This window comes from Hymenobacter glacieicola (assembly GCF_014640315.1).
In the GTDB taxonomy this organism is placed as follows: Bacteria; Bacteroidota; Bacteroidia; order Cytophagales; family Hymenobacteraceae; genus Hymenobacter; species Hymenobacter glacieicola.
Window position 1 is genome coordinate 248,679 of record NZ_BMGS01000003.1, and the last position, 19,763, is coordinate 268,441.

The 19,763-nt window shown below is 60.5% G+C and carries 22 protein-coding genes; 15 read left to right on the top strand and 7 right to left on the bottom strand.

The genetic code is table 11. The features are described from left to right. Positions 1–258 precede the first annotated feature (258 nt). The gene (locus IEW18_RS06940) at positions 259–2,373 is read right to left on the bottom strand and encodes a M13 family metallopeptidase (RefSeq protein ID WP_188557105.1); all 2,115 of its coding nucleotides are present in this window, start codon (positions 2,371–2,373) and stop codon (positions 259–261) included. A 430-nt stretch (positions 2,374–2,803) separates the two neighbouring features. Here IEW18_RS06940 and IEW18_RS06945 point away from each other — a divergent pair, with 430 nt between their 5' ends. Both IEW18_RS06945 and IEW18_RS21850 read left to right on the top strand, forming a co-directional pair. Then, complete coding sequence (locus tag IEW18_RS06945) at positions 2,804–4,429, top strand: sensor histidine kinase (RefSeq protein ID WP_188557106.1); 1,626 nt, start codon at positions 2,804–2,806, stop codon at positions 4,427–4,429. A 283-nt stretch (positions 4,430–4,712) separates the two neighbouring features. Beyond that, positions 4,713–4,838, top strand: coding sequence for a response regulator (locus IEW18_RS21850; RefSeq protein WP_262891886.1), 126 nt, complete (start codon positions 4,713–4,715; stop codon positions 4,836–4,838). Between the two features lie 238 nt (positions 4,839–5,076). Here IEW18_RS21850 and IEW18_RS06955 read toward each other — a convergent pair whose 3' ends face one another. Continuing rightward, positions 5,077–6,150, bottom strand: coding sequence for an NADH:flavin oxidoreductase/NADH oxidase (locus tag IEW18_RS06955; protein ID WP_188557108.1), 1,074 nt, complete (start codon positions 6,148–6,150; stop codon positions 5,077–5,079). A gap of 207 nt (positions 6,151–6,357) precedes the next feature. On the opposite strand from IEW18_RS06955, the gene IEW18_RS06960 reads away from it, so the two are divergent. The 4 genes from IEW18_RS06960 (at position 6,358) to IEW18_RS06975 (ending at position 8,888) form a co-directional block, all read left to right on the top strand. Further along, the gene (locus IEW18_RS06960) at positions 6,358–7,212 is read left to right on the top strand and encodes a pirin family protein (RefSeq protein WP_188557109.1); all 855 of its coding nucleotides are present in this window, start codon (positions 6,358–6,360) and stop codon (positions 7,210–7,212) included. Positions 7,213–7,390: 178 nt separating this feature from the next. Beyond that, a complete protein-coding gene (locus tag IEW18_RS06965) occupies positions 7,391–7,843 on the top strand; it encodes an Rrf2 family transcriptional regulator (RefSeq protein ID WP_188557110.1) in 453 nt (150 codons plus the stop codon). Positions 7,844–7,996: 153 nt separating this feature from the next. Further along, positions 7,997–8,581: an efflux RND transporter periplasmic adaptor subunit gene (locus tag IEW18_RS06970; RefSeq protein WP_188557111.1), complete on the top strand. Its 585-nt coding sequence runs from the start codon at positions 7,997–7,999 to the stop codon at positions 8,579–8,581. Positions 8,582–8,636: 55 nt separating this feature from the next. Next, positions 8,637–8,888 carry a phosphopantetheine-binding protein gene (locus IEW18_RS06975; RefSeq protein WP_188557112.1) on the top strand — a complete coding sequence of 84 codons (252 nt, stop codon included), beginning with the start codon at positions 8,637–8,639 and terminating at the stop codon, positions 8,886–8,888. 193 nt (positions 8,889–9,081) lie between these two features. On the opposite strand, the gene IEW18_RS06980 is transcribed toward IEW18_RS06975, so the two are convergent. Then, positions 9,082–9,510, bottom strand: coding sequence for a hypothetical protein (locus tag IEW18_RS06980; RefSeq protein ID WP_188557113.1), 429 nt, complete (start codon positions 9,508–9,510; stop codon positions 9,082–9,084). A gap of 104 nt (positions 9,511–9,614) precedes the next feature. Here IEW18_RS06980 and IEW18_RS06985 point away from each other — a divergent pair, with 104 nt between their 5' ends. The 3 genes from IEW18_RS06985 to IEW18_RS06995 all read left to right on the top strand — a co-directional run bounded on the left by IEW18_RS06985 (position 9,615) and on the right by IEW18_RS06995 (position 12,139). Further along, entirely contained in the window at positions 9,615–10,187 is a 573-nt protein-coding gene (locus tag IEW18_RS06985; protein WP_188557114.1) for a GNAT family N-acetyltransferase, read from the top strand. Positions 10,188–10,284: 97 nt separating this feature from the next. Continuing rightward, entirely contained in the window at positions 10,285–11,388 is a 1,104-nt protein-coding gene (locus IEW18_RS06990) for an acyltransferase family protein (RefSeq protein ID WP_188557115.1), read from the top strand. A 367-nt stretch (positions 11,389–11,755) separates the two neighbouring features. Continuing rightward, a complete protein-coding gene (locus tag IEW18_RS06995; protein WP_188557116.1) occupies positions 11,756–12,139 on the top strand; it encodes an Hsp20/alpha crystallin family protein in 384 nt (127 codons plus the stop codon). Positions 12,140–12,226: 87 nt separating this feature from the next. On the opposite strand, the gene IEW18_RS07000 is transcribed toward IEW18_RS06995, so the two are convergent. Continuing rightward, the gene (locus IEW18_RS07000) at positions 12,227–12,550 is read right to left on the bottom strand and encodes a hypothetical protein (protein ID WP_188557117.1); all 324 of its coding nucleotides are present in this window, start codon (positions 12,548–12,550) and stop codon (positions 12,227–12,229) included. A 267-nt stretch (positions 12,551–12,817) separates the two neighbouring features. Continuing rightward, entirely contained in the window at positions 12,818–13,090 is a 273-nt protein-coding gene (locus IEW18_RS07005) for a VF530 family protein (RefSeq protein ID WP_188557118.1), read from the bottom strand. A gap of 122 nt (positions 13,091–13,212) precedes the next feature. Here IEW18_RS07005 and IEW18_RS07010 point away from each other — a divergent pair, with 122 nt between their 5' ends. Genes IEW18_RS07010 through IEW18_RS07020 form a run of 3 tightly spaced genes read left to right on the top strand, consistent with a single transcriptional unit; the run spans position 13,213 to position 14,688 of the window. Beyond that, positions 13,213–14,046: a glycoside hydrolase family 25 protein gene (locus IEW18_RS07010; RefSeq protein WP_188557119.1), complete on the top strand. Its 834-nt coding sequence runs from the start codon at positions 13,213–13,215 to the stop codon at positions 14,044–14,046. A gap of 11 nt (positions 14,047–14,057) precedes the next feature. After that, positions 14,058–14,450: a septal ring lytic transglycosylase RlpA family protein gene (locus IEW18_RS07015; RefSeq protein ID WP_188557120.1), complete on the top strand. Its 393-nt coding sequence runs from the start codon at positions 14,058–14,060 to the stop codon at positions 14,448–14,450. A gap of 34 nt (positions 14,451–14,484) precedes the next feature. Continuing rightward, positions 14,485–14,688, top strand: a complete 204-nt coding sequence (locus IEW18_RS07020) for a hypothetical protein (protein WP_188557121.1) — start codon at positions 14,485–14,487, stop codon at positions 14,686–14,688. Between the two features lie 64 nt (positions 14,689–14,752). Here IEW18_RS07020 and IEW18_RS07025 read toward each other — a convergent pair whose 3' ends face one another. Continuing rightward, positions 14,753–15,169, bottom strand: a complete 417-nt coding sequence (locus IEW18_RS07025) for a DUF6799 domain-containing protein (RefSeq protein ID WP_188557122.1) — start codon at positions 15,167–15,169, stop codon at positions 14,753–14,755. Between the two features lie 183 nt (positions 15,170–15,352). Between IEW18_RS07025 and IEW18_RS07030 the strand changes: the two genes are divergently transcribed. From IEW18_RS07030 to IEW18_RS07040, 3 genes are all read left to right on the top strand, one after another. Continuing rightward, the gene (locus IEW18_RS07030; protein ID WP_188557123.1) at positions 15,353–16,276 is read left to right on the top strand and encodes a DnaJ C-terminal domain-containing protein; all 924 of its coding nucleotides are present in this window, start codon (positions 15,353–15,355) and stop codon (positions 16,274–16,276) included. Positions 16,277–16,333: 57 nt separating this feature from the next. Next, positions 16,334–16,666: a chaperone modulator CbpM gene (locus tag IEW18_RS07035; RefSeq protein ID WP_188557124.1), complete on the top strand. Its 333-nt coding sequence runs from the start codon at positions 16,334–16,336 to the stop codon at positions 16,664–16,666. Between the two features lie 176 nt (positions 16,667–16,842). Next, complete coding sequence (locus tag IEW18_RS07040; RefSeq protein ID WP_188557125.1) at positions 16,843–18,426, top strand: OmpA family protein; 1,584 nt, start codon at positions 16,843–16,845, stop codon at positions 18,424–18,426. A 551-nt stretch (positions 18,427–18,977) separates the two neighbouring features. Here the strand turns inward: IEW18_RS07040 and IEW18_RS07045 are convergent. Further along, the gene (locus IEW18_RS07045) at positions 18,978–19,709 is read right to left on the bottom strand and encodes a ZIP family metal transporter (protein ID WP_188557126.1); all 732 of its coding nucleotides are present in this window, start codon (positions 19,707–19,709) and stop codon (positions 18,978–18,980) included. Positions 19,710–19,763 lie beyond the last annotated feature (54 nt).

The following is a 19,763-nucleotide window of genomic DNA, read 5'->3' on the forward strand; positions in this document are numbered from 1 at the left end:
AGATGTGGAATGTCGAGTTCTAAGTTAAGAAAGCCAGAAACTAGTTCCCCTCCTTGGCAAGCAGGGGCTAGGAGGGGCGGACCGGAGCGCCCGGACACTGTTTAGCGCTAGTGCGCCTCACCCCTAGCCCCTCTCCAGGGGGAGAGAGAGGGGCTAGCTCTAGTATCGTTCTTGCTTGAAGCAACTGCCCCGCCTCACCCCAGCGTTTGGGGCGCGGCATAGCTCAGGCAGCGGAACTGGTTTTTAGCGCTGGTATAGTTACCAAATTACTGCCCGCTCAGCATCGGGGCGCACCATTTTCTGGCCGGGCTGGCAGCCAAAGGCCTGGTAAAAGGCGGGCATGTTCATCAGGGGGCCGATGGTGCGGTACTGGCCGGGCGAGTGGGGGTCGGTGAGGATTTGCTGGCGCAGGGCGGCCGGCCGGATGTTCTGGCGGCGCAGCTGGGCCCAGCTCAGGAAAAAGCGCTGCTCGGGCGTGAATCCGTCAATCAGCGGGCGGTTGCCCTTGCCGTAGGTTTTGTCGAGCTGCTTTTGCAGGGCGCCGTACACAATGGTTAGGCCCGCAAAGTCGGCCAGGTTTTCGCCCATCGTAAGCTTGCCATTTACGTGCACCGAGTCCAGGGGCGAGAAGGCGTCGTACTGGCGGCCGACTACGGCGGCGCGCTTCGTGAACTCCTCGCCGTCGGCCTTGGTCCACCAGTCGCGCAGGTTGCCTTCGGAGTCGTACTGCCGGCCCTGGTCGTCGAAGCCGTGGGTCATTTCGTGGCCCATCACGCCGCCAATGGCCCCGTAGTTTACCGCGTCGTCGGCTTCCGGGTCGAAGAAGGGCGGCTGCAGGTAGCCCGCCGGAAACACGATTTCGTTCATGGGCGGGTTGTAGTAGGCATTGATGGTGGGCGGGGTCATGCCCCACTCCGTGCGGTCAATCGGCCCGCCGAACTTCTTCACGTTCTGCTGGTAGTTCCACTGGCGGGCGGCCAGCACGTTTTTCAGGTAGGATTCGCGCGAAATGGTCAGGGCCGAGTAGTCCTTCCATTTATCGGGGTAGCCGATTTTCACCCGCAGGGCGTTGAGCTTTTTGAGGGCTTCCTGCTTGGTGGCGTCGCTCATCCAGGTGTTGGTTTGGATGTGCTCGGCCATGCTTTCCTTGATGTTGGCCACCATTTCCAGGGCCTTGCGCTTGGCCTCCGGCGAAAACGCCTTGTCTACGTACAGCTGGCCGAACGCCTCGCCCAGGGTAGCATCGGTGGCGGCCTGCATGCGTTTCCAGCGCACCGGCTGCTGCTTGGCCCCGCTCTGCACCTGCTGGAAGCGGAAGGCTTCGTCGGAGTAGGCCTTGGGCAAGGCCGAGGGTAGGGAGCTGACCAGCTGCCAGGTCAGGTAGGTTTTGATATCGGGGAGGGGTTCCTCTTTCAGCAGGGCGCTAACTTCCTTGAAGAAGCTGGGCTGCCCCACAATCACTTCCTTGGCTGCTCCCAACCCATTCTGGGCCAGCAGGGTAGGCAGCCCAATGTTGGGGAACTGCTCACCGGCCTGGGCCACGGTCATCTTGTTGTAGCTGGCGTAGGGGTCGCGCAGGGAAACCCGGTCTTTGCTGGCCTGAGCCAGGCGGGTTTCCAGCCGTAGAATGGTAGCGGCTTTTTGCGCGGCCGTGGCCTCACTGTCACCCATCAACTTAAAGGTATTGGTGAGGTAGGTGACGTAGGCCGTGCGCACGGTTTTGGAACGCGGGTCGTCCTTGAGGTAGTAGTCTCGGTCGGGCATGCTCAGGCCGCCCTGGCTCAGGTTCACGGCGTACACGGTGCTGTTCTTGCGGTCGGGCCCCACCCCGGCCCGGAAGAACGCGCCGGTACCCAGCCGCTGCTGGCGGGCCAGCTCCGTTTGCAGCGTCTTCAGGTCCTTAATGGCGCTGATGCGCTTGAGCTCCGGCTCCAGGTACTTCAGGCCCGCTTTTTCAATGGCGGCGGAGTCCATGCCCGAGGCGTAGAAGTCCCCGACTTTCTGGGCGTTGGAACCCTTGGCGGCCGAGGTGTTGGCCGCGGCTTCTTCCAGGATGCGTTTTAGCGTGGCCTGGGTCCGGTCGCCGAGCAGGTTGCGCGGGCCCCAGCTGGAAGCGTAAGCCGGCACCGGATTGTTTTTCAGCCAGTTACCTCCCGAAAATTGAAAGAAGTCCTCGCACGGCGACACGGAGCGGTCCACGTCCTGGGGGTTGATGCTGCGCCCGCCCGTGGAGGAAGCCACTGCAGTAGGGGCCGGGGCAGCAGCGGGGGTAGCAGTAGTGGCAGTGGTTGTGGGTTGGCTGGTAGCGCAGCCGGCCAGCGTGAGCAGCAGGGCCGCAGCGCCGGCGCGCGGAGAAGCAGAACGGTTTTTCATTCAGCGAAATACAGGGAAGGATTTCCCCTAAGGTCGCAGCTTGGGGCGGAGAGGTTGCGCCAGGCCTCCTGCCCCTCACGAATGGCAAGCCGAACCAGGTCGGAGCGAACAGGTCGGGCTTATGGGTTGCCCTGGGCCATTGTGTCTCGTCTCCGGCTCTGCATAACTCATTTTAAGTTAATGACTACCCCTTGCTCATCCGCTGCTATTAGAAAAACGGCTTCCGGCTAGCCGAGGCGCCGCCTCTATAAGTGACTTTGCCGGGTAACAGCCGTGTGCTCCACAATGAACTTCTTGTCCAGCTCTTTCCTTCACGAAGTGTTTGACTTAGCACCTCCTTACCTTCGCTGACGATAGCTCTCCGTAATGTCCCTAGGAGGGCAACTCCGCTCGCCGATTTACTTTGTCTGCTCTTCCATTTCCCTCGTTCGTGGCGTCCGCTGACAATCCTTTTGAGGTTTTTTTTGACCTGGTCCCAACTGGGGCCGCCCTCTACGCTCCACTCTATGACGAGGGCGGCGAGTTAGTTGATTTCCGGTTCGTGCGCCTCAACCCGGCCGGGCAGCGCCTGCTGGGCCTGCCTGCTGAGCCGCCGCGCACCTTCCGCGAGTACTACCCGAACAGTGAGCCGACTGGTATTTTCGCCCAGTACCGCAGGGCCTACCTGACGGGCGAGGCCTCGACCTACGACGTGCCCTACGCGGGAGACGGCCTTAATACCTGCTTCCGGCTGGTGGCCCAGCGCAGCGGCGAGCTGCTGGTGGTCAACTTTACGGATATTTCCGATTTGCCTTTTGCGACATCCGAACAGTCCTTACAAGAAAGCCGGGCGCGGGAGCAGGCTGCTCTCATTGAGGCCGAAGCGGAGCGCCAGCGTCTGCACCAGGTACTGATGCGCATGCCCGCCAACATTGCCCTGCTTCGGGGGCCAGAGCATGTGTACGACTTGGTGAATTTAGAATACGAACGGCTGTTTCCGGCCCGTACCACGTTGGGCCGGACCATTCGCGAGGTAATTCCGGAAATTGCGGGCCAGGGCTTTTACGAACTATTCGACCGAGTATACCAGACGGGTGAGCCCTTTTACGAGGCTGAAGCCGAAGCCTGGGCCGACTATGACGGGACCGGGGACCTGCAATGCCGCTACTACCGGACTTCCTTCGAGCCCATCCGCAACGCGCAGGGAGAGGTAGTGGAAGTGCTCAACTTTGCCGTGGACATAACGGCCCAGGTGGAGGCCCGCCGGCAGGTCGAGCAGCTGAACCAGCAGCTGGAAGCCCGTGTGCAGGCGCGCACCGAAGAACTGGCCGCCCTGAACGAAGAACTGCAGGCTAGTAACGAGGAGCTAAACGAAAGCAACCGGCAGCTCACGCGCACCAACATTGATTTGGACACGTTTGTGTACACGGCCTCCCACGATCTGAAAGCGCCCATTACCAACATCGAAGGCATTGCCCTGGCCCTGCGCGATACGCTACCCGCCACTGTGCAACAGAACGAGCTGGTTGCTCACTTGCTGGAGCTACTCAACCAAACGGTGTCTCGTTTCCAGGTCACCATTACCCAGCTTACTGATATTTCCCGGCTGCAGCTAGCCCACGCCGGCCCCGCTGAATGGGTAGAGCTAGCCCGCGTGGTGGAGAACGTACGGTTGGACCTGCTTACCCTGCTCACCACAGCCGGCACCCAACTCACCGTTGAGGTTCCGCGCGAGCTGGTCATGTCCTTTCCGCCAGCCAACCTGCGCAGCATCATCTACAACCTGCTCAGCAACGCCGTCAAGTACCGGGCCGCTGACCGTCCTTCGCAGGTGCGGGTGCACGCCGAGCAAGAGGCTCAGGCCATTGTACTCACGGTGCAAGACAATGGCCTTGGGATGAGCGAGTTGCAGCAGCGCCAGCTTTTTGGTTTATTTCAGCGCCTGCATACTCACGTGGAGGGTACCGGCGTGGGCCTCTACATCAGCAAGCGCCTGATTAAAAATGCTGGCGGCACCATTGAGGTACACAGCCAGCCGGACGTCGGCACCACCTTCACCGTTAGCTTCCCTACCTAAACTCCCCGTGCCCGCCTTAACAACTGTGCTGCTGGTAGACGACGACGCCACCAATTTTCTTAACAAACTATTGCTCAGGCGCATGAGCGTAGCTCAATAGGTTCGGGTAGCCAAAAATGGCGAACAGGCCCTGCATACTTTAATCCAGATTTGCACCATCTCGCAAACTTAGGCCTGCCCCGGGCTCATTCTGCTGGAGATGAACATGCCCGTGCTTAACAGGCTAGCCTTTTGGGAAGCCTGCGTGCAAATGTTCCTCGCTCATCCCCAGCCCGTTGTCATCATGCTAACCACTTCCCTACATGAACGCGACCTAGCCCAAGCCCAGCAGCTACCCATTGCCGATTTTCTCAGTAAACCCCTTACCCAGGAGAAAGTTACGGCTATTCTGGCAAAGCATTTCTCGTAGAAGCTGCACCAGTTGCTTATGCCAAGCCACGAAGGGTAGGACACAGGCCCCGCCCTAACTCGCGCCCTGCATACTGACCACGAAACCGGTCAACAACCGCTAGTCGTTACCGTCACTACCTCGGCCGCTTAGAACGCCGATAGCAAGGCTTGGCAGAGGCTACCTGTGTTATAAGAGCTACCTCTACTAAGCCTTGCTACTTTCTCCTATCTTACACAGTAACCTGGCTGGCAAATCTTTACCGCCGACGAGGCTTGGCTCGCTCGTATTGCTCGGGCCACTCCACGTCTGTGCCTAGCTCGTGGGCGGCGTGCAGTGGGAAGTAAGCGTCACGCAACGACTCCCGGGCCAGCAGCACCAGGTCGGCTTGGCCGCGGGCAATGATATCTTCGGCTTGCCGGGCTTCGGTAATCATGCCCACGGCGCCAGTAGCCAGGCCGGTTTCGCGCTTGATTTGCTCGGCGAACTGCACCTGGTAGCCGGGGCCAACCGGAATATCGGCGCGGGGTACGTTGCCGCCGGTGGAGCAGTCGAGCAGGTCCACGCCGTGGTCTTGCAGAATGGCAGCCAGCCGCACGGAGTCGGCGGCGGTCCAGCCACCCTCGGTCCAGTCGGTGGCAGAAATGCGCACTAGCAGGGGCAGGTGGTCGGGCAGCTCGGCGCGGGTGGCGGCCACTACCTCCAGCAGCAGCCGGATGCGGTTCTCGAAGGAGCCGCCGTACTCATCGGTGCGCTGGTTGCTGAGCGGAGAAAGGAACTGGTGGAGCAGGTAGCCGTGGGCGGCGTGCAGCTCAATTACCTCAAAGCCAACCGATAAGGCCCGACGCGTGCCCACCCGAAAGGCTTCTACTACCCCCTGAATATCAGTCAGGGTTAGCTCGCGCGGGGCGGGCTCGTCGGGGCTGAAGGGCGAGGGGCTGGGGGCTACGGTTTGCCAGCCGCCTTCGGATTCGGGCACCACCGCGCCGCCTTTCCAGGGGCTGCTGTGGCTGGCTTTGCGGCCGGCGTGGGCCAGTTGAATGCCGGCCACGCAGTTCTCGCTTTTCAGAAAATCCACGATGCGGCGCAGGCCGGGCAGGTGCTCGTCTTTCCAGATGCCCAGGTCGTCGGGGGTGATGCGGCCCTCGGGCACTACGGCGGTGGCTTCCAGTAGAATAAGCGCGGCCCCACCCACGGCCCGGGAGCCCAGATGCACCAAGTGCCAGTCGTTGGTAAAGCCATCCGCGGCGCTGTACTGGCACATGGGCGAGATGACGATGCGGTTTTTCAGGGTGAGGCCGCGCAGGGTGAGCGGCGTGAAGAGGTAAGCCATGCTACAGGAAAGAGGTCGAGAAGAAGCCGAAGACTCCTAAACCGCCCTGGTGGCCCCGGGGTTTTTACGGACGAGCTACCCGTTGCCCTCCCCCGCCGCGGCTCCTGCTATAGGTGCTACCCTTCAGGCCCGGCCAAGTAGTTTTCCAAAACCATTCCCGGGGGCTGCCGGTATGCAAGTGCACCTCTCCTTACCACCTTGCCCGCTATGCGCACCATCAAGACCCAGCACCGCGCCCAGAGCGCGCCCATTGCCGACCTGGTTACGTACCGGGCCCTACCCACCAACTCGGTGGAGCACCTTGACCCGTTTCTGTTTCTGAACCACCACGGCCCCCAGGTGTACCGGCCGAACAACCAGGGCCTGCCCTTCGGCCCCCACCCCCACCGCGGCTTCGAGACGGTGACCTTTATTCTGGAAGGCGACATCATGCACCAGGACACGGGCGGACACCAGAGCATCATCGGGCCGGGCGGTATTCAGTGGATGACGGCCGGCCGGGGCCTGATTCACGCCGAAGTTTCCTCGCCGGAGTTTAAGCGCACCGGCGGGCCACTGGAGATTCTGCAGCTGTGGGTAAACCTGCCAGCCAAGAACAAAATGGTGGAGCCGCGCTACATCGGACTGCAGGAACCGGAAATTCCGACGGCTTCCCTGGATGAGGGCCGGGTAGTACTTCATGCCGTATCGGGCAACTGGCTGGGCACGGCCGGAGCCGTAAGTCCACTGGCTGATATCCAGCTGGCAACCATCAACTTCCGGGCTGGCGGCAAGCTCGATTTAACTATTCCGGCCAGCCACACCATCTTCTTTTATACCGTGCGCGGCCGCCTGCGCGTCAACGGCCAGGAAACCCAGGCCCGCCAGCTGGTAGAATTCAACTACGACGGCGACGACCTGCACCTTGAGGCCCTCGACGAGGCCGTGCTGCTGCTGGGCCACGCCCACCCCTTCCAGGAGCCGATTGTGTCCTATGGCCCCTTCGTAATGAACACCGAGCAGGAAATCCGCCAAGCCTACCAGGACTACCAGGCCGGCACGTTTGGCCGCTGGGAAGAATAACCAGCGCGGGCGTAAAGTAATCAGGCCCGTTAATCGTCTGGTTTAGTGGGCTGCTCTGCTGCCGGCCTACCTACCCCATGCCCTACGGTTTACTTGCGCTTCCCGGTGGTTCAAGGAAAAGATTGCGCACAATCTTTTTCCACCGTACATTTGTAACCAAACTTGTTACTAATTCTTCATGAACACCCGATTCGCCGTTGCCACGCACATTCTGGCTTACTTGGCACATGCCCAGCCGGGGCAGCCAGTATCGTCGGAGGTGCTAGCCAGCAGCGCGGGCACCCACCCGGTAGTTGTACGCCGCCTGATGAGTACGCTACGAGAGGCGGGCCTGGTGCAAAGCCAGCGCGGCGCGGGTGGGGGCACCGTCCTGGCCCGGCCGGCCGCCGAAATTACCCTGCTCGACGTGTTCCGGGCCATGCAGGCCAGTGAGCCCGACCTGTTTCAGGTGGGCAGTACCAACCCCAACGCCCACTGTGACCTGGGCAGCGTGATGCAGGAAACCTTGGAGGGCTTGTTTGGACCAGCCATTGAAGCCATGCGGGCCGCCCTGGCCGCCGTAACGGTGCAGCAAGTGATGCAGGAGCTGGGCAAGCGCCTACCTGGCGGCTGCACTGAGGCGTCGGGGTAAGGCCTTTTTATTTACCTGAAAATGTAACCACACTGGTTACTCACTGTTTCTCACCGCCTTCCGCCCGAGCTACCCCGTAGCGCCCGGGGGGCATCGGCCGGCTTGCCGCAGTAGTGGCAACTGGCTTCGTCGGATGTGCCGGCGTTTTTACCCATGAAAAAGATACTTGGCGTGGGGCTTGTGCTCCTCGTCGCGGTAGGAAGCTTCCTGCTGCCCCTGTGGCTTACCCCGGCCGATGCGCCGGACGCGGGCCTTCCCCTATTTGCTACCTCTCATTTCTCTGCCGCCCCGCCCGCAGGGCCGGCTACTGCCGCTACCTCTCAGGCTGTTCGCAGCCTTTACGCCGGCCGGGTGTGGGAAGTGTATTTCCGCGAAGGCCAGCGCGTACGCAAAGGACAGTTGCTGCTGAAGCTGGTAGAAAAGCTCCCTAGTGTTACCCAGCAGCAGTTGCAGGCCCGCCTCACCCAGCAGTTGCACGCTTATGAAGTGCTCCAGGCCACGCACCCAGCCGCGGCGGCCCTTACCGCCGCCGAAGCACAGCTAACGGATACCCGAGCCCAGCTGGCCCGAGCCGTGCCCATGCTCAGCTTCGTGTTCGTAACGGCCCCGGCCGATGGCATCATCACGGGGGCGGCCGTGGCTACCGGCGACTACCTCACGCCCCAAACAGTGGTAGCGCAGCTTTCTTCGGGCCTTGTGGCGGCCGATACCACCTTGCTGCTGTCCAGCGTTGAGTAGTTCGGCGTCGAACTCTGCTCTTTCCTTTTTCTCTCACCTGCTTTCATACCGGACTATGGAACAGCTCATCCGCTATCAGGTAGAGCGCATGTTGCGCAAAAAACACCGCAACCCCGCTCTCCACCTTACCCCTACCTCCCGCCTGCACGAAGACGTGGGCCTGGACTCCATCGACATGGTCGAGCTGGTCATTAACCTTGAACACCGCTTTCACATCGAAATTCCGGATCCTGAGCTGGAAGACCTCCGCACCGTCCAGGACGTGCTCGACTGCGTGGATATCCACCTAAGCGAGGTAGTGAATTAATACCTGAACGAGAATGAGTTAGAAGCCTCATTCGCTTGTTTACTACCACCCTAGCTTCGGCACGACTCATTCCGAGCGGAGCGAGGAACCTGGATGTAAGCCATTATATGCTGAAGCCCGATTCCTTGCCCTACTCGAAATGAGTCGTGTTGTTTTTGCGTTAGATGGTAGCCGCCGGAGCTTGCTTTTCAGGCTACCAGGCTACAGGCTGCTGGCGGGCTTGCTGCAGCCACGCAATAGCTTCCCGTTCATCAATAAAGCGCTCGGCTGCATAAGGCTTGCCTTCGAAGAAACTAGCGGGTGGGAAAGCCGCATCGGCTTCTACATCCCGCATAATGACGGGCACGAGCAGGTAGGCCAGGTAGGTGCGGCCGCCCAGGCGGCCGTGTAGGGTGGGCAAGAAGCTGGTAACCATCCAGCGGGCCCCTTCCCGGTCGGTGTTAAAGCGGCGCCGGGCATCGAGCAACCACTGCCGGCACTGATGTTGGGCGGCTCGGTCCAGCACGTAGCGGTAACCCTCGCACATTTCCTCTAGCGTAATTTTGCGCATCCACCGGATTAGCAACACATCCAGGTCGGGGCGGTGGGTAACTTCAACGAACTCCGGGGCAACTGGCAGCATCAGGCAGTAGGAAGGGGAAATCAAATATACGCGGCCGGGCGGGCAACTCACCGCCCAGCTGCCCAGCATTGCGCCCTTATTCGACGAACTCCGTATCTTTTCCCATGATTGCTCTGATTGCCTATACGTCTCGGCTAACGCTGGTAGCAGCCAGCCGGGCCTTGCTTACTGCTGAACTTACTAAGCCACAGTATTTTCCCATTTTGCTCGGGGCCCAGCTGCCGGCTCACTGGCCTCCCGGCGAATACGATGAGGAAGCCATGCGCTACTTCCTGGCCCAGCTCACGGCCGGGGGGCGCACTGCGGCGGGGTGGTACGGGTGGTACGCCATCCTGCGCGCCGGCGCCGAAGCTCCGGCTAATGTGCTGATTGGCACCGGCGGCTTTCATGGCCCACCGGTAGAGGGTAGCGCCGAAATCGGTTTTTCCGTGGCCGACGACTGGCGGGGCCGGGGCCTGGGCACCGAGCTGGTAGGCGGCCTTGTGCGCCACGCCGCCGATACCGGCATGGTCCGGCACCTCACCGCCCGCACTACCCTCGATAACCTGGGTGCCCAGCGTATTCTTCAGCACAACGCCTTCCGTCTCACCTCCCCTACCCCCGATGCGGAAGGCTACCTGCACTTCAAGCGGGATATTGTCGCTACCGATAAAACCGCCGAAGCCCGTAGCCAATAATTAGCTCTTGCCAACAGAATAGCACCTGCGGTAACATCTGTTCGCTGGTTAGCACTGTTGCGCAGGGTACTTTTGCAGCTCTTCCTTCTCTTCGCATATGTTCACGCCCCCCGGCGCTCCACTTGCTTACCGTCCTGAGCTGAATGGGGTTCGTGCTATTGCGGTGTGGCTCGTTGTTATTCAGCACTGGGCTGCGCCGCCAATTATGATGGGTGAAATGGGCCGGCAGGTTTTTTTCGTGCTCAGCGGCTACCTCATATCGGGCGTTGTCTGGAAGCAGCAGGTATACCCAGGGGCACCGGGGCCCTGGCGTCAGCGCCTGGGTACGTTTTACCTGCGGCGGTTGCTACGCATTATTCCGCCGTACTACTGCGCTTTGGCTCTGAGTGCCTTGCTACCGCTAGCTACCATCCGGGAGTACCCCGCTTGGTTTCTGCTACCAGCCGCCAACCAGCTTTTCTATCAGCTGCAGCGCTGGGGTGAGGGCCTGGGCCACTTCTGGACGCTGGCCGTTGACGAGCAGTTTTATCTGCTCTGGCCCGTGCTGCTGGCCTTGGTAGGCCAGCGTTGGCGGTGGCTGCTGCTGATTGGGGCCGCTGGGCTGATATTTCGGGTGGGCTGGGGCCTGCTCGTGACCTCCGGATTTGTGCTCGTATTGCTACCTGCTTCTCTGGACTTGTTTGCGGCGGGTACGCTACTGCGACTATTCGAAAAAGCGGACTGGCTGGCACGCTGGGTAAGGGGCCGCTACGTGGTAGCAGCTTGGACCATCTGGTGGGCGCTTTGGGTCCTGCTTCATCAGCACCAAGGTGGCGTTACGTGGATTATGATTTTCCCAACGGTAGGAGCCTTGGCCGCTTTTCTGACGCTAGGATGGCTACTGCATTATCCTGCCGCTGCCCGGCGTATTGGACTGCTGCACCCTGCACTACTGTGGCTGGGGCAACGAAGCTTTGGCACCTACCTATATCACCTGTTGCTACCTGTATTCTGGCAGCGCGTGGTGTTTAAACTCTGGAGCGCCGAGTCGGGGTGGCGCGAGGTGCTGTTGGGCCCCATCCCCACGGTACTGATACTTACTCCCCTACTGCTGCTGCTAAGCGCAGCCTCCTGGCACTTCATCGAAGCCCCACTCAACCGCCTCAAGCGCCACCTCGCCTACGCCCCTATAAAGGAGCCCTCTACTACGACGCATCCCTGATCTAGAAATTATCAACAGTTAACTGAAAGTCGGTTCTGCTTGGCTATGCTCTGCACGACGGGCTTGTGAAACTCCCAAGCCCTGACTATTCACTCGAACTGCTCTGAGCAAGCAGGTTTAGGCCTTATGCTCTAACATTATCCTAGATGCTGCTCCGCTTTCAGATTGGTTTGAATGTCTGCCTAGCTGACGTCTTAGGCGCTCATAACTACGGGACGCGGATAGTTTGCGACATAATGACTGATAAAACACCTATAGCTCAGCCATGAACGGCCAATTCGTCATTAATCACCCTCGTAAGCAGCTAAATTCAGGTTGGTACAGGTTTTGAAATAAGCCCGGTACACATCTAGAGAGGAACCCAACCATGAATCTTATCAGCAAGGACTTTATCCGCAACATTGCCCCGCAACTCGACCTGCTCAATACCCTGGGCGGCGGTATTGCCCAGGCTACGATGCGGATCGACAAGCAGGAGAAGGGCGTGGTAGTTCGCGTCGCCGCTCCTTCGGTAAGCCCCGAGAAGTTCCACGTTGTGCTCAACAACAATGTACTGACGGTATTTGCCGAGTACCGCCACTCCGATGAGGATAAAGTGGCGGCTCCGCTGTTCACCCGCACGCTTACCCTGCCGGCTACCCTCGACCTGAGCCGCATTGATGCCGTGTTCCAGGGCCAAGAGCTGCATGTGCGCATCCCTTACCACAACGCAGCTACCGAGCCCCGCGAAATCAACATCAAGCAGCGCTAATTGCCCTTAGCCGCCTATAACGCCGGGACCGACCGGCCCTATGGTTTCACTTGCCACTGCCCCGGTAGTGGCTTTTTTGTGCCCGTACTAGTCGAACAGCGGCCAGAGCAGCAGAAACCCCGTGAGCAGGGACAAGTAGAACCAGCCCATCAGTTGGCCGCGGTAGCGCCGGGGTAGGCGGTTGCTAAGCACTAGGACCGCCACTACTACCAGCGCCAGGTGCAGTAGCAGAAACACCACCGTTTTCACCCAATTGCTGACAATGGTGTTTTCCGGCTGCATCTGGTTGCTCATGCCCAGGCCAGAGGTAGCCAGGCGCAGCACCTGGTAGGCCACCAGCTCGAAGAGCACGAATAGCCCGGCTCCTGCCAACACGGCCAGCGGCCCGGATTTCTGCGACACATCAGCCATGAGATGCTGGAATTATGAACTTGTGAAATGCTTTGCCTTCGGTCCTGCATAACGACGACCTGTTAGGCTAATACACGCAACCTAATACGTTAAAGGAGTTTGTCATCTTGAGCGAAGCGAAGGCCTTTATCACGCCGGAACGACCGACTACAGCTTACACTGACATGATAAGGTTCTTCGCTCCGCTCAGGATGACGAGCTTTTTAAACTACCCATTTTATAAACCGTACCCCTTACCAAAACTCACTAACGCACTAATGCCCGGAATCACCGCTTGCCCAGCACCTCGGCGGTGCGGGTGCGGATGTAGAGCTCCTCGACCTTGGCGCGGGCCCACGGGGTGCGGCGCAGGAAGGTGAGACTGGACTTGATGCTGGGATTTACGGCAAAGCAGTTGATCCGAATCCGGTTATCCAGCTCGGGCCAGCCGTAGGCGGCTACTAGGTATTCCAGAATCTGGGCCAGCGTAACGCCGTGCAGCTCACGGATGAGGTGGCCGGACTCGTCGCGGGCATCGGGGAGGTTGGGCAAATCAGGCATGACGAAAGGCAACTTGTACAAACAAAAGTGCGAAAAAGCAGGCGTCTTTCGGGGGTATTCGCCCGGCGAAGGCACCACATCCGCCTTCCCCAACGTTACCTTTGGCAACTTGCCACTGTTCTATGACTGCTTCCCGCCGTTCTCGTTCTGGCTTTCGCCTGGTGTGGCGCCGGGTTCTGCCGCTGGCTTTTTTGGCCTTGCTGGTCGGGAGCCTTGTATTTTACTGGCGGCATCAGCGGCAGCTCAACCGCTACGTCCGGCGCGTGTACGCCTCCTTTATCAGCCCCCACTTAACGGGTCGCGAAAGAACTCCATTGCTGGCCGGCTACTCGGTGCACGGCATCGACGTGTCGTCGTACCAGGGCCGCATTGATTGGGGCCAGGTGGCCGGGCACAAGGTGCGGTTTGCCTTCATTAAGGCCACGGAGGGCGTTACCCTGCACGACGCCCGCTTTAAGCGGAACTGGCAGGGCGCCCAGGCGGCAGGCATCTACCGCGGGGCCTACCATTATTTCCAGCCCAACTACGACGCCACCCGTCAGGCCAGCTTGTTCACGCGCACCGTGCCCCTGGCCCCCGGCGACCTGCCTCCGGTATTGGACGTGGAGCACGCCGAGTTTCACGACGTGGCTCAGATGCGGCGTGGCGTGGCGACCTGGCTGCGGCTGGTGGAACGCCACTACGGCGTGCGGCCCATCTTGTACTCCAACTACAGCTTTTACAAGCGCCACCTGGCTGGCCACTTCGACCAGTACCCGCTCTGGCTGGCCCACTACGAGGTTGAAAGCCCCGTGCTACCCCGCGAAAAGTGGATTATCTGGCAGCATTCCGATGAAGCCTACGTGCCCGGCATTCGGGGTACCGTCGACTTTAACGTATTTCAGGGCAACTTTCAGCGCCTGCTGGCCCTGCGCATTCCGCCGCGGGACCGGGGCCGTGAATCAGCGCCCAACTAATCTGCCATTCTATGGTTTTGCCTGCTTTGCTTTCCACCCTCCGCCCGGCGGTTCTGCTTTCCACTCTGGGGTTGGTTACGGCCTGCGCCGGGGGCGCCACTACCTTCACCCAATCCGGCAAGGCCTCGTACTACGCCGATAAGTTTGAGGGCCGCAAAACCGCCAGCGGCACCGTGTACCGGGGCGGCAAGCGCACGGCGGCCCACAACACCCTGCCCTTTGGCACCATTGTGCGCGTAACCAATCCGCGCAACCACCGCTCCGTAAAAGTGAAAGTCACGGACCGGGGCCCCCACGCCAAGGGCCGCGTGATTGACCTCTCGCGCAAAGCCGCCCGCAAAATTGGGATTGTGGATGCCGGGGTAGCGCCCGTGGAGTTGAAAGTTGTCCGGAAAGCCCAATAACCCCGCGCCGCCCGTCGGTGCCCAGTGTAGCCCCATGCGTATCCGTAAGAAAGTCCAATGGACCATTCCAGCCGAGGCCAACCGCTTCCTGCAGCTCGGCGCCTTTGTGAAAGCCGCCGAAGCCCAGGGCTGGTCGGAGGCCGAAATTCAGTTTGTGATGGACGAGGTAGTGGAAGCCCGCGACGAGGCCGAAGTAGCCCTCATCTTCCAGGATTACACCCAAACCATCCGCCGGTAACGCCGCGGGGCGGCCCGGCACAGTGCCAGGCCGCCCCGCGGTAAATAGTACGCCGGAGGCCGGCTTACTTGACCTTTTTCTTCATTTTGACCTTGCCCCCGTTTTTGGCGAGCTGCAACAGGCTGTCCTGCTCGGCTTTCATGGCCTTGGTGGTCATGCGCCCGGTCAGAGACATGTAGTCGCCTTCCTTGAGCATGGCCGTGGTGCCGTTGGCCAGGGTTACGGTGCCATCGGGCATCACTTTCGTGCCGTTTACCAAAGCCGTTTCCGAGGTAAGCGCCTCCGTGTGCGCGTCGCGCGTCATCATTACTTTGCCTTCTTTCATCAGAAAACCATCTTTCATGGTAACGCCCACGGGCGCGGCGGCTTTGGCACGGGGCTGCACGGGCCGGCGAGGAGGCAGCTTAGTTTGCGCCTGGGCGCTAAGGGTAGCGGTAGCAGCCAGCAGCAGCCCGGCCAGGATAGGAGTATACCGTTTCATAAGGGGTGGAGAGTGGGTGAGTTGATGAGAAAAGCTGGTAAGATACAGTAGCTGTAAAATACAAAATACGGGCCGAATTCCGCAACCTTGGCTCGGCAACTTCCCTAGCGCCGTAATCGTTTTATTGCTCGTCCCCAGGCGCCCGGCAGCGGGTCCTGGCTCTCCCCTGTTTTCTTCTGCCCCGTGGATTACAAAGACTACTACCAGGTTCTGGGCCTCGATAAAGCGGCCACCAAGGACCAGATCAAGAAAGCCTACCGCAAGCTGGCCCGCCAGTACCACCCCGACGTGAACCCCAACAATGCCGAGGCCGAGCGCAAATTCAAGGAAATCAATGAGGCCCACGAAGTTCTCAGCGACGACGAGAAGCGCCAGAAGTACGACCAGCTCGGGGCCGACTGGCAGCGCTACCAGCAAGCTGGCGCCGGCTGGGGCGGCCAGGGCGGTGGGGCTGGCTTCGATTGGTCGCAGTACGCCCAGGGCGGCGGGTATAATGGGGCCGAGGACCCATTTGGGGGCGCCGACTTCTCTGACTTTTTCAGCTCCATGTTCGGGGGCATGGGTGGGGGTAGTCAGGGCGGCAGCACCCGGCCCCGCGCCGGCCAGGATTACCAGGCCGAGCTGGAGCTAACCTTGGCCGAAGCTTATCACGGCGGGCCCCGCACACTCACCGTCAACGGTAAAAACCTGCGCCTCACTATTCATCCGGGCGTGGAAGATGGGCAGGTTATCCGGCTGCGCGACCAGGGCGGGCCGGGCCGCAACGGCGGGCCCGCCGGCTCGCTCTACATCACCCTGCGTATACCCCCTGACGCCCGTTACTCCCGCACCGGCAACGACTTGACCATGGATGTGCCCGTGAGCATTTACACGGCTTTGCTGGGCGGTGAGCAGGTGGTCGAAACCTTGTCGGGGCCCGTGAAAATCAACATCAAGCCCGAAACGCAGAACGGTACCCGCCTGCGCCTGCGGGGCAAAGGCTTTCCGGTGTACCGCCAGGCCGGGCAATTCGGCGACCTGTACCTGCGCCTGACGCTCACGCTACCCCAGAACCTGAGCGAGAAAGAAAAGGAGCTGTTTCGCCAGCTGGCGGAGCTGCGTAAATAACCACGGCCGCGTTGGCCACGCCTAGCGTCCCGGCGTCCTGAAAACCTGCTACCCCTCATGGAAACGCGTAGTATCATTCTTACTTTTCACGAGTGCGCCACCCGCTACGGGCTGAGCGAAACCGACGTGCGTGAGTTTCTGGAGCTGGGGCTGCTCCAGGCGGCCCCCCATACGCCCAACGCCCTGCACGAAGAGCCCGACCACGTGGCCTTGCTGGCCCGCCTCCACCACGAGTTGGGCCTGAGCAAGGACAGCCTGGAGGTAATTCTGGCCATGCGCCAGCGCCTGGAGCAGCTTCAGCAAGAGCTTAGCCAGCAACGGGCCCGGGTCCGGCAACTGGAAGTATTTCTACGCGGCAACGGGCCCATGCTAGATGTTGAGTTGCGGTAGGATTTTGCTTGTTCCAGGCTAGCGCGGAGCTGTATTAGGGCCAGCGGCGGACTCATTTGGAGGATTCGTAGGCGTGTTTGGACGCAGCAGGGCAACTTTTCCCTTTAATGAGGGTATAAAGCCCCAGCTTGCCCGCCGTGGCAACCTGCTTTCTGTGTCACCATTTTTCCTTTCCTATGCCTCCACGCATTCCCCTTCAACAGGCGCTGACTCTCGGCCTCGCGGCCTGGGCCCTGGCCCCGCTGGCTTCGCACGCACAAACGGCCGACCGCAAGACGGCCATCGGCCTCAACGTGAGTGCCATGCAGTACAAGGGCAACTTCGGTTCTGACTACTGGAACTGGAGCGAAAACAAGTACGCGCCCGGCATCACCTTCAGCCGCTACCTCACCAGTGGCCTGGATCTGCAGCTGAGCGGCAATTACGTGGAGCTTAAGAAGAACGCCCCCGCTGGCAGACCTTATTTTGGCAGTAACTTCGCCACTAACGTAGTGAACGTGAACCTGGGCCTGAAGTTCAAGCTGCTGAGTGAGGATTCGCCCGTGCGCCCCTACCTGCTGGCGGCCCCGGGCCTGACCTACACCAGCCGCGAAGGCACCATCTTCCGCAACAACCGCACGGAAGTCACCGACCAGGATAAAAACTACTTCGACTTGTTCGGGGCCGCTGGCATTGACTTCCGGCTGGGCGACGCGGTGCACCTGTTCGTGCAAACCGGCCAGCATTTCCCGCTTAACGCCAACATCGACGGCGACCCCGCCCGCGACGATAACAGCATCGACGACCGGTTTTTGCAGCACACCGTGGGCCTGAACGTTGCCCTGGGTAAAGCCAAAGACACCGACAACGACGGCGTTTCGGACCGCAAAGACAAGTGCCCCGGCACCCCGGCCGGTGTAGCCGTGGATGCTAATGGCTGCCCCCTCGACGGTGACGGCGACGGTGTTCCGGACTACCAAGACAAGTGCCCCACGGAAAAAGGCCTCGCGGCTCTGGAAGGCTGCCCCGACCGGGACGGAGACGGGGTGCGCGACGGGGACGACAAGTGCCCCGATACCCCCGGCAAAGCTGAACTGCAAGGCTGCCCCGACTCCGATAACGACGGCGTAATTGACCAGAACGACAAGTGCCCCGATACGCCCGGCGGTGTGAAGGTAGACGCCAACGGCTGCCCCGTTGACTCCGACGGCGACGGTGTTCCCGACTACCAGGACCGCTGCCCGCAGCGCCCCGGCCCGGCCTCCAACAAAGGCTGCCCGGAAATGAAGGTTGAGGAGAAAAAGCGTCTGCAGGAAGCTACCAAGTACATCCAGTTCGAGTTTAATAAGGCGACCCTGAAGCCGATTTCGTTCCCGACCCTCGATGGCCTGGTGCAAATCCTGAACGACTACCCCGACTACTTCCTCGGTATTTCGGCCCACGCCGATAACGTAGGCAACGACGATTACAACCTGCGCCTGTCGGATGAGCGCGCTGCTTCGGCCCGGGCTTACATGCTGCGCAAAGGCATTGCCGAGGACCGCATCGTATCGCACGGCTACGGTGAGAGCAAGCCCATTGCCCCGAACACCACGGAGGCTGGTCGCGCCCTCAACCGCCGCGTAGAGTTCGACGTGTACCTGCCCGGCGACCCGAACCCCGCCGAAACCAAGTACGGCCCGGCTCCCGCTATTCCGCCTGCTCCGGTGAAAGCCGCCGCTCCGGCCAAAAAAGCTCCCGCGAAAAGGGCCCCGGTTCGCCGGACTACCCCGCGCCGCTAACGGTAGATAACCTAGACTGAAAAAGCGCCTTGCTCAGCTGAGCAAGGCGCTTTTTTCTATTACCGGACTAAGTTTTTATCAGTAGCTGAAGCGCTAATCACTAACGACCTTAAACTGTCATGCTGAGCCGGAGGCGAAGCATCTCTCCCTCTAGCAACTCCTCGTACTTATTTAGGCGAAGCGGTAGAGATGCCTCGCCCTCGGTTCAGCATGACGGTCACTTACTACTGCCCACCCAGCCTAGAGTGCGTGGATAGTAAAAGAAAGAACGGTCATTCCGAGCCGCGCGAGGAATCTCGCGTGCTGACGTTGTAATGGTAATCCAACATCAGCACGCGAGATTCCTCGCGGGGCTCGGAATGACCGTTCTTGCTAAGTACAGTTCAAACAGCTTCGCCCCACCGCACCGCCGAGGCTCGGAATTACCGTTCTTGTTAAGTGTGTAGTGCTAGCTGTCCACCTACCCCAAACAATCAGCATTTTACTTACTGCACGGCTTGTCATAGGCACCGCTGAATCTCGTGGCCGGCACCACCCCATTGTTTGTTCTCCTACCCCACATCCACCAGCAGAGCCAGCAGCAAGCCGGCCAGGGTGGCTACCAGCTTGCGCACGTTCAGGCTGTGGTCGGGGCTGGTTTCGAAGAGGATGGTAGTGGAAACGTGCAGGAAATTACCGGCCACCAGCCCGAGCAGGGCCGCGTACAGGCCGCCGGTCAGCAGCTGTTCCAGCACCACAAAGTTGCTCACAATAATGCCCGCTGGACCCGCCACGGCAAACAGCAGCAGATACGGCAATGCCCGCCGAAAAGAGCCCAAACGCAGCAACAGGGCCGCCATCAGGGCAAAGGCGGCCGGAATGTGGTGCAAGGCCACTCCGGCCACAATAGCGTAGAAGTTCTGGCTCACGTCGCCGGCGGCGGGGGTTTTTACCAGAATACTGCCCTCCAGAAACGAGTGTAGCACCAACGACGACAGCAGCAGAAACGGCACCCGGCCGGCGTGCTCGGTGTGGTGATGGACGTGCCCATGCTCCACGCCCTGGGAGAAAACCTCCAGCAGCATCTGCCCGAAAAAACCCGCCAGCACAAAGTAGCCCACGCGGTGCCCGGGCTGCATTTGCAGCGCCTCCGGCAGCAGGTGGGTAACGGTGAGGGTGAACAGGTAGGCCCCACTAAAAGCCAGCAGTGGCTTCATCCAGGTGGTGCGGGCCGTTGGTACCAGCCGGGTCAGCCAGCTGGCCCCCAGCACAGTCAGAAACAACGCAAAAACGGCAAACCACATGTAGTAAGTGGGTTAATAGGGGTAAGGTGCTGAGGTGCGGGAAAGGCCCTTTGC

Coding starts and splice junctions, on each gene's coding strand:
- IEW18_RS06940 (WP_188557105.1), bottom strand. CDS start 2,373: ATGAAAAACCGTTCTGCTTCTCCGCGCGCCGGCGCTGCGGCCCTGCTG.
- IEW18_RS21850 (WP_262891886.1), top strand. CDS start 4,713: ATGCTAACCACTTCCCTACATGAACGCGACCTAGCCCAAGCCCAGCAG.
- IEW18_RS06955 (WP_188557108.1), bottom strand. CDS start 6,150: ATGGCTTACCTCTTCACGCCGCTCACCCTGCGCGGCCTCACCCTGAAA.
- IEW18_RS06960 (WP_188557109.1), top strand. CDS start 6,358: ATGCGCACCATCAAGACCCAGCACCGCGCCCAGAGCGCGCCCATTGCC.
- IEW18_RS06965 (WP_188557110.1), top strand. CDS start 7,391: ATGAACACCCGATTCGCCGTTGCCACGCACATTCTGGCTTACTTGGCA.
- IEW18_RS06970 (WP_188557111.1), top strand. CDS start 7,997: ATGAAAAAGATACTTGGCGTGGGGCTTGTGCTCCTCGTCGCGGTAGGA.
- IEW18_RS06975 (WP_188557112.1), top strand. CDS start 8,637: ATGGAACAGCTCATCCGCTATCAGGTAGAGCGCATGTTGCGCAAAAAA.
- IEW18_RS06980 (WP_188557113.1), bottom strand. CDS start 9,510: ATGCTGCCAGTTGCCCCGGAGTTCGTTGAAGTTACCCACCGCCCCGAC.
- IEW18_RS06985 (WP_188557114.1), top strand. CDS start 9,615: ATGATTGCTCTGATTGCCTATACGTCTCGGCTAACGCTGGTAGCAGCC.
- IEW18_RS06990 (WP_188557115.1), top strand. CDS start 10,285: ATGTTCACGCCCCCCGGCGCTCCACTTGCTTACCGTCCTGAGCTGAAT.
- IEW18_RS06995 (WP_188557116.1), top strand. CDS start 11,756: ATGAATCTTATCAGCAAGGACTTTATCCGCAACATTGCCCCGCAACTC.
- IEW18_RS07000 (WP_188557117.1), bottom strand. CDS start 12,550: ATGGCTGATGTGTCGCAGAAATCCGGGCCGCTGGCCGTGTTGGCAGGA.
- IEW18_RS07005 (WP_188557118.1), bottom strand. CDS start 13,090: ATGCCTGATTTGCCCAACCTCCCCGATGCCCGCGACGAGTCCGGCCAC.
- IEW18_RS07010 (WP_188557119.1), top strand. CDS start 13,213: ATGACTGCTTCCCGCCGTTCTCGTTCTGGCTTTCGCCTGGTGTGGCGC.
- IEW18_RS07015 (WP_188557120.1), top strand. CDS start 14,058: ATGGTTTTGCCTGCTTTGCTTTCCACCCTCCGCCCGGCGGTTCTGCTT.
- IEW18_RS07020 (WP_188557121.1), top strand. CDS start 14,485: ATGCGTATCCGTAAGAAAGTCCAATGGACCATTCCAGCCGAGGCCAAC.
- IEW18_RS07025 (WP_188557122.1), bottom strand. CDS start 15,169: ATGAAACGGTATACTCCTATCCTGGCCGGGCTGCTGCTGGCTGCTACC.
- IEW18_RS07035 (WP_188557124.1), top strand. CDS start 16,334: ATGGAAACGCGTAGTATCATTCTTACTTTTCACGAGTGCGCCACCCGC.
- IEW18_RS07040 (WP_188557125.1), top strand. CDS start 16,843: ATGCCTCCACGCATTCCCCTTCAACAGGCGCTGACTCTCGGCCTCGCG.
- IEW18_RS07045 (WP_188557126.1), bottom strand. CDS start 19,709: ATGTGGTTTGCCGTTTTTGCGTTGTTTCTGACTGTGCTGGGGGCCAGC.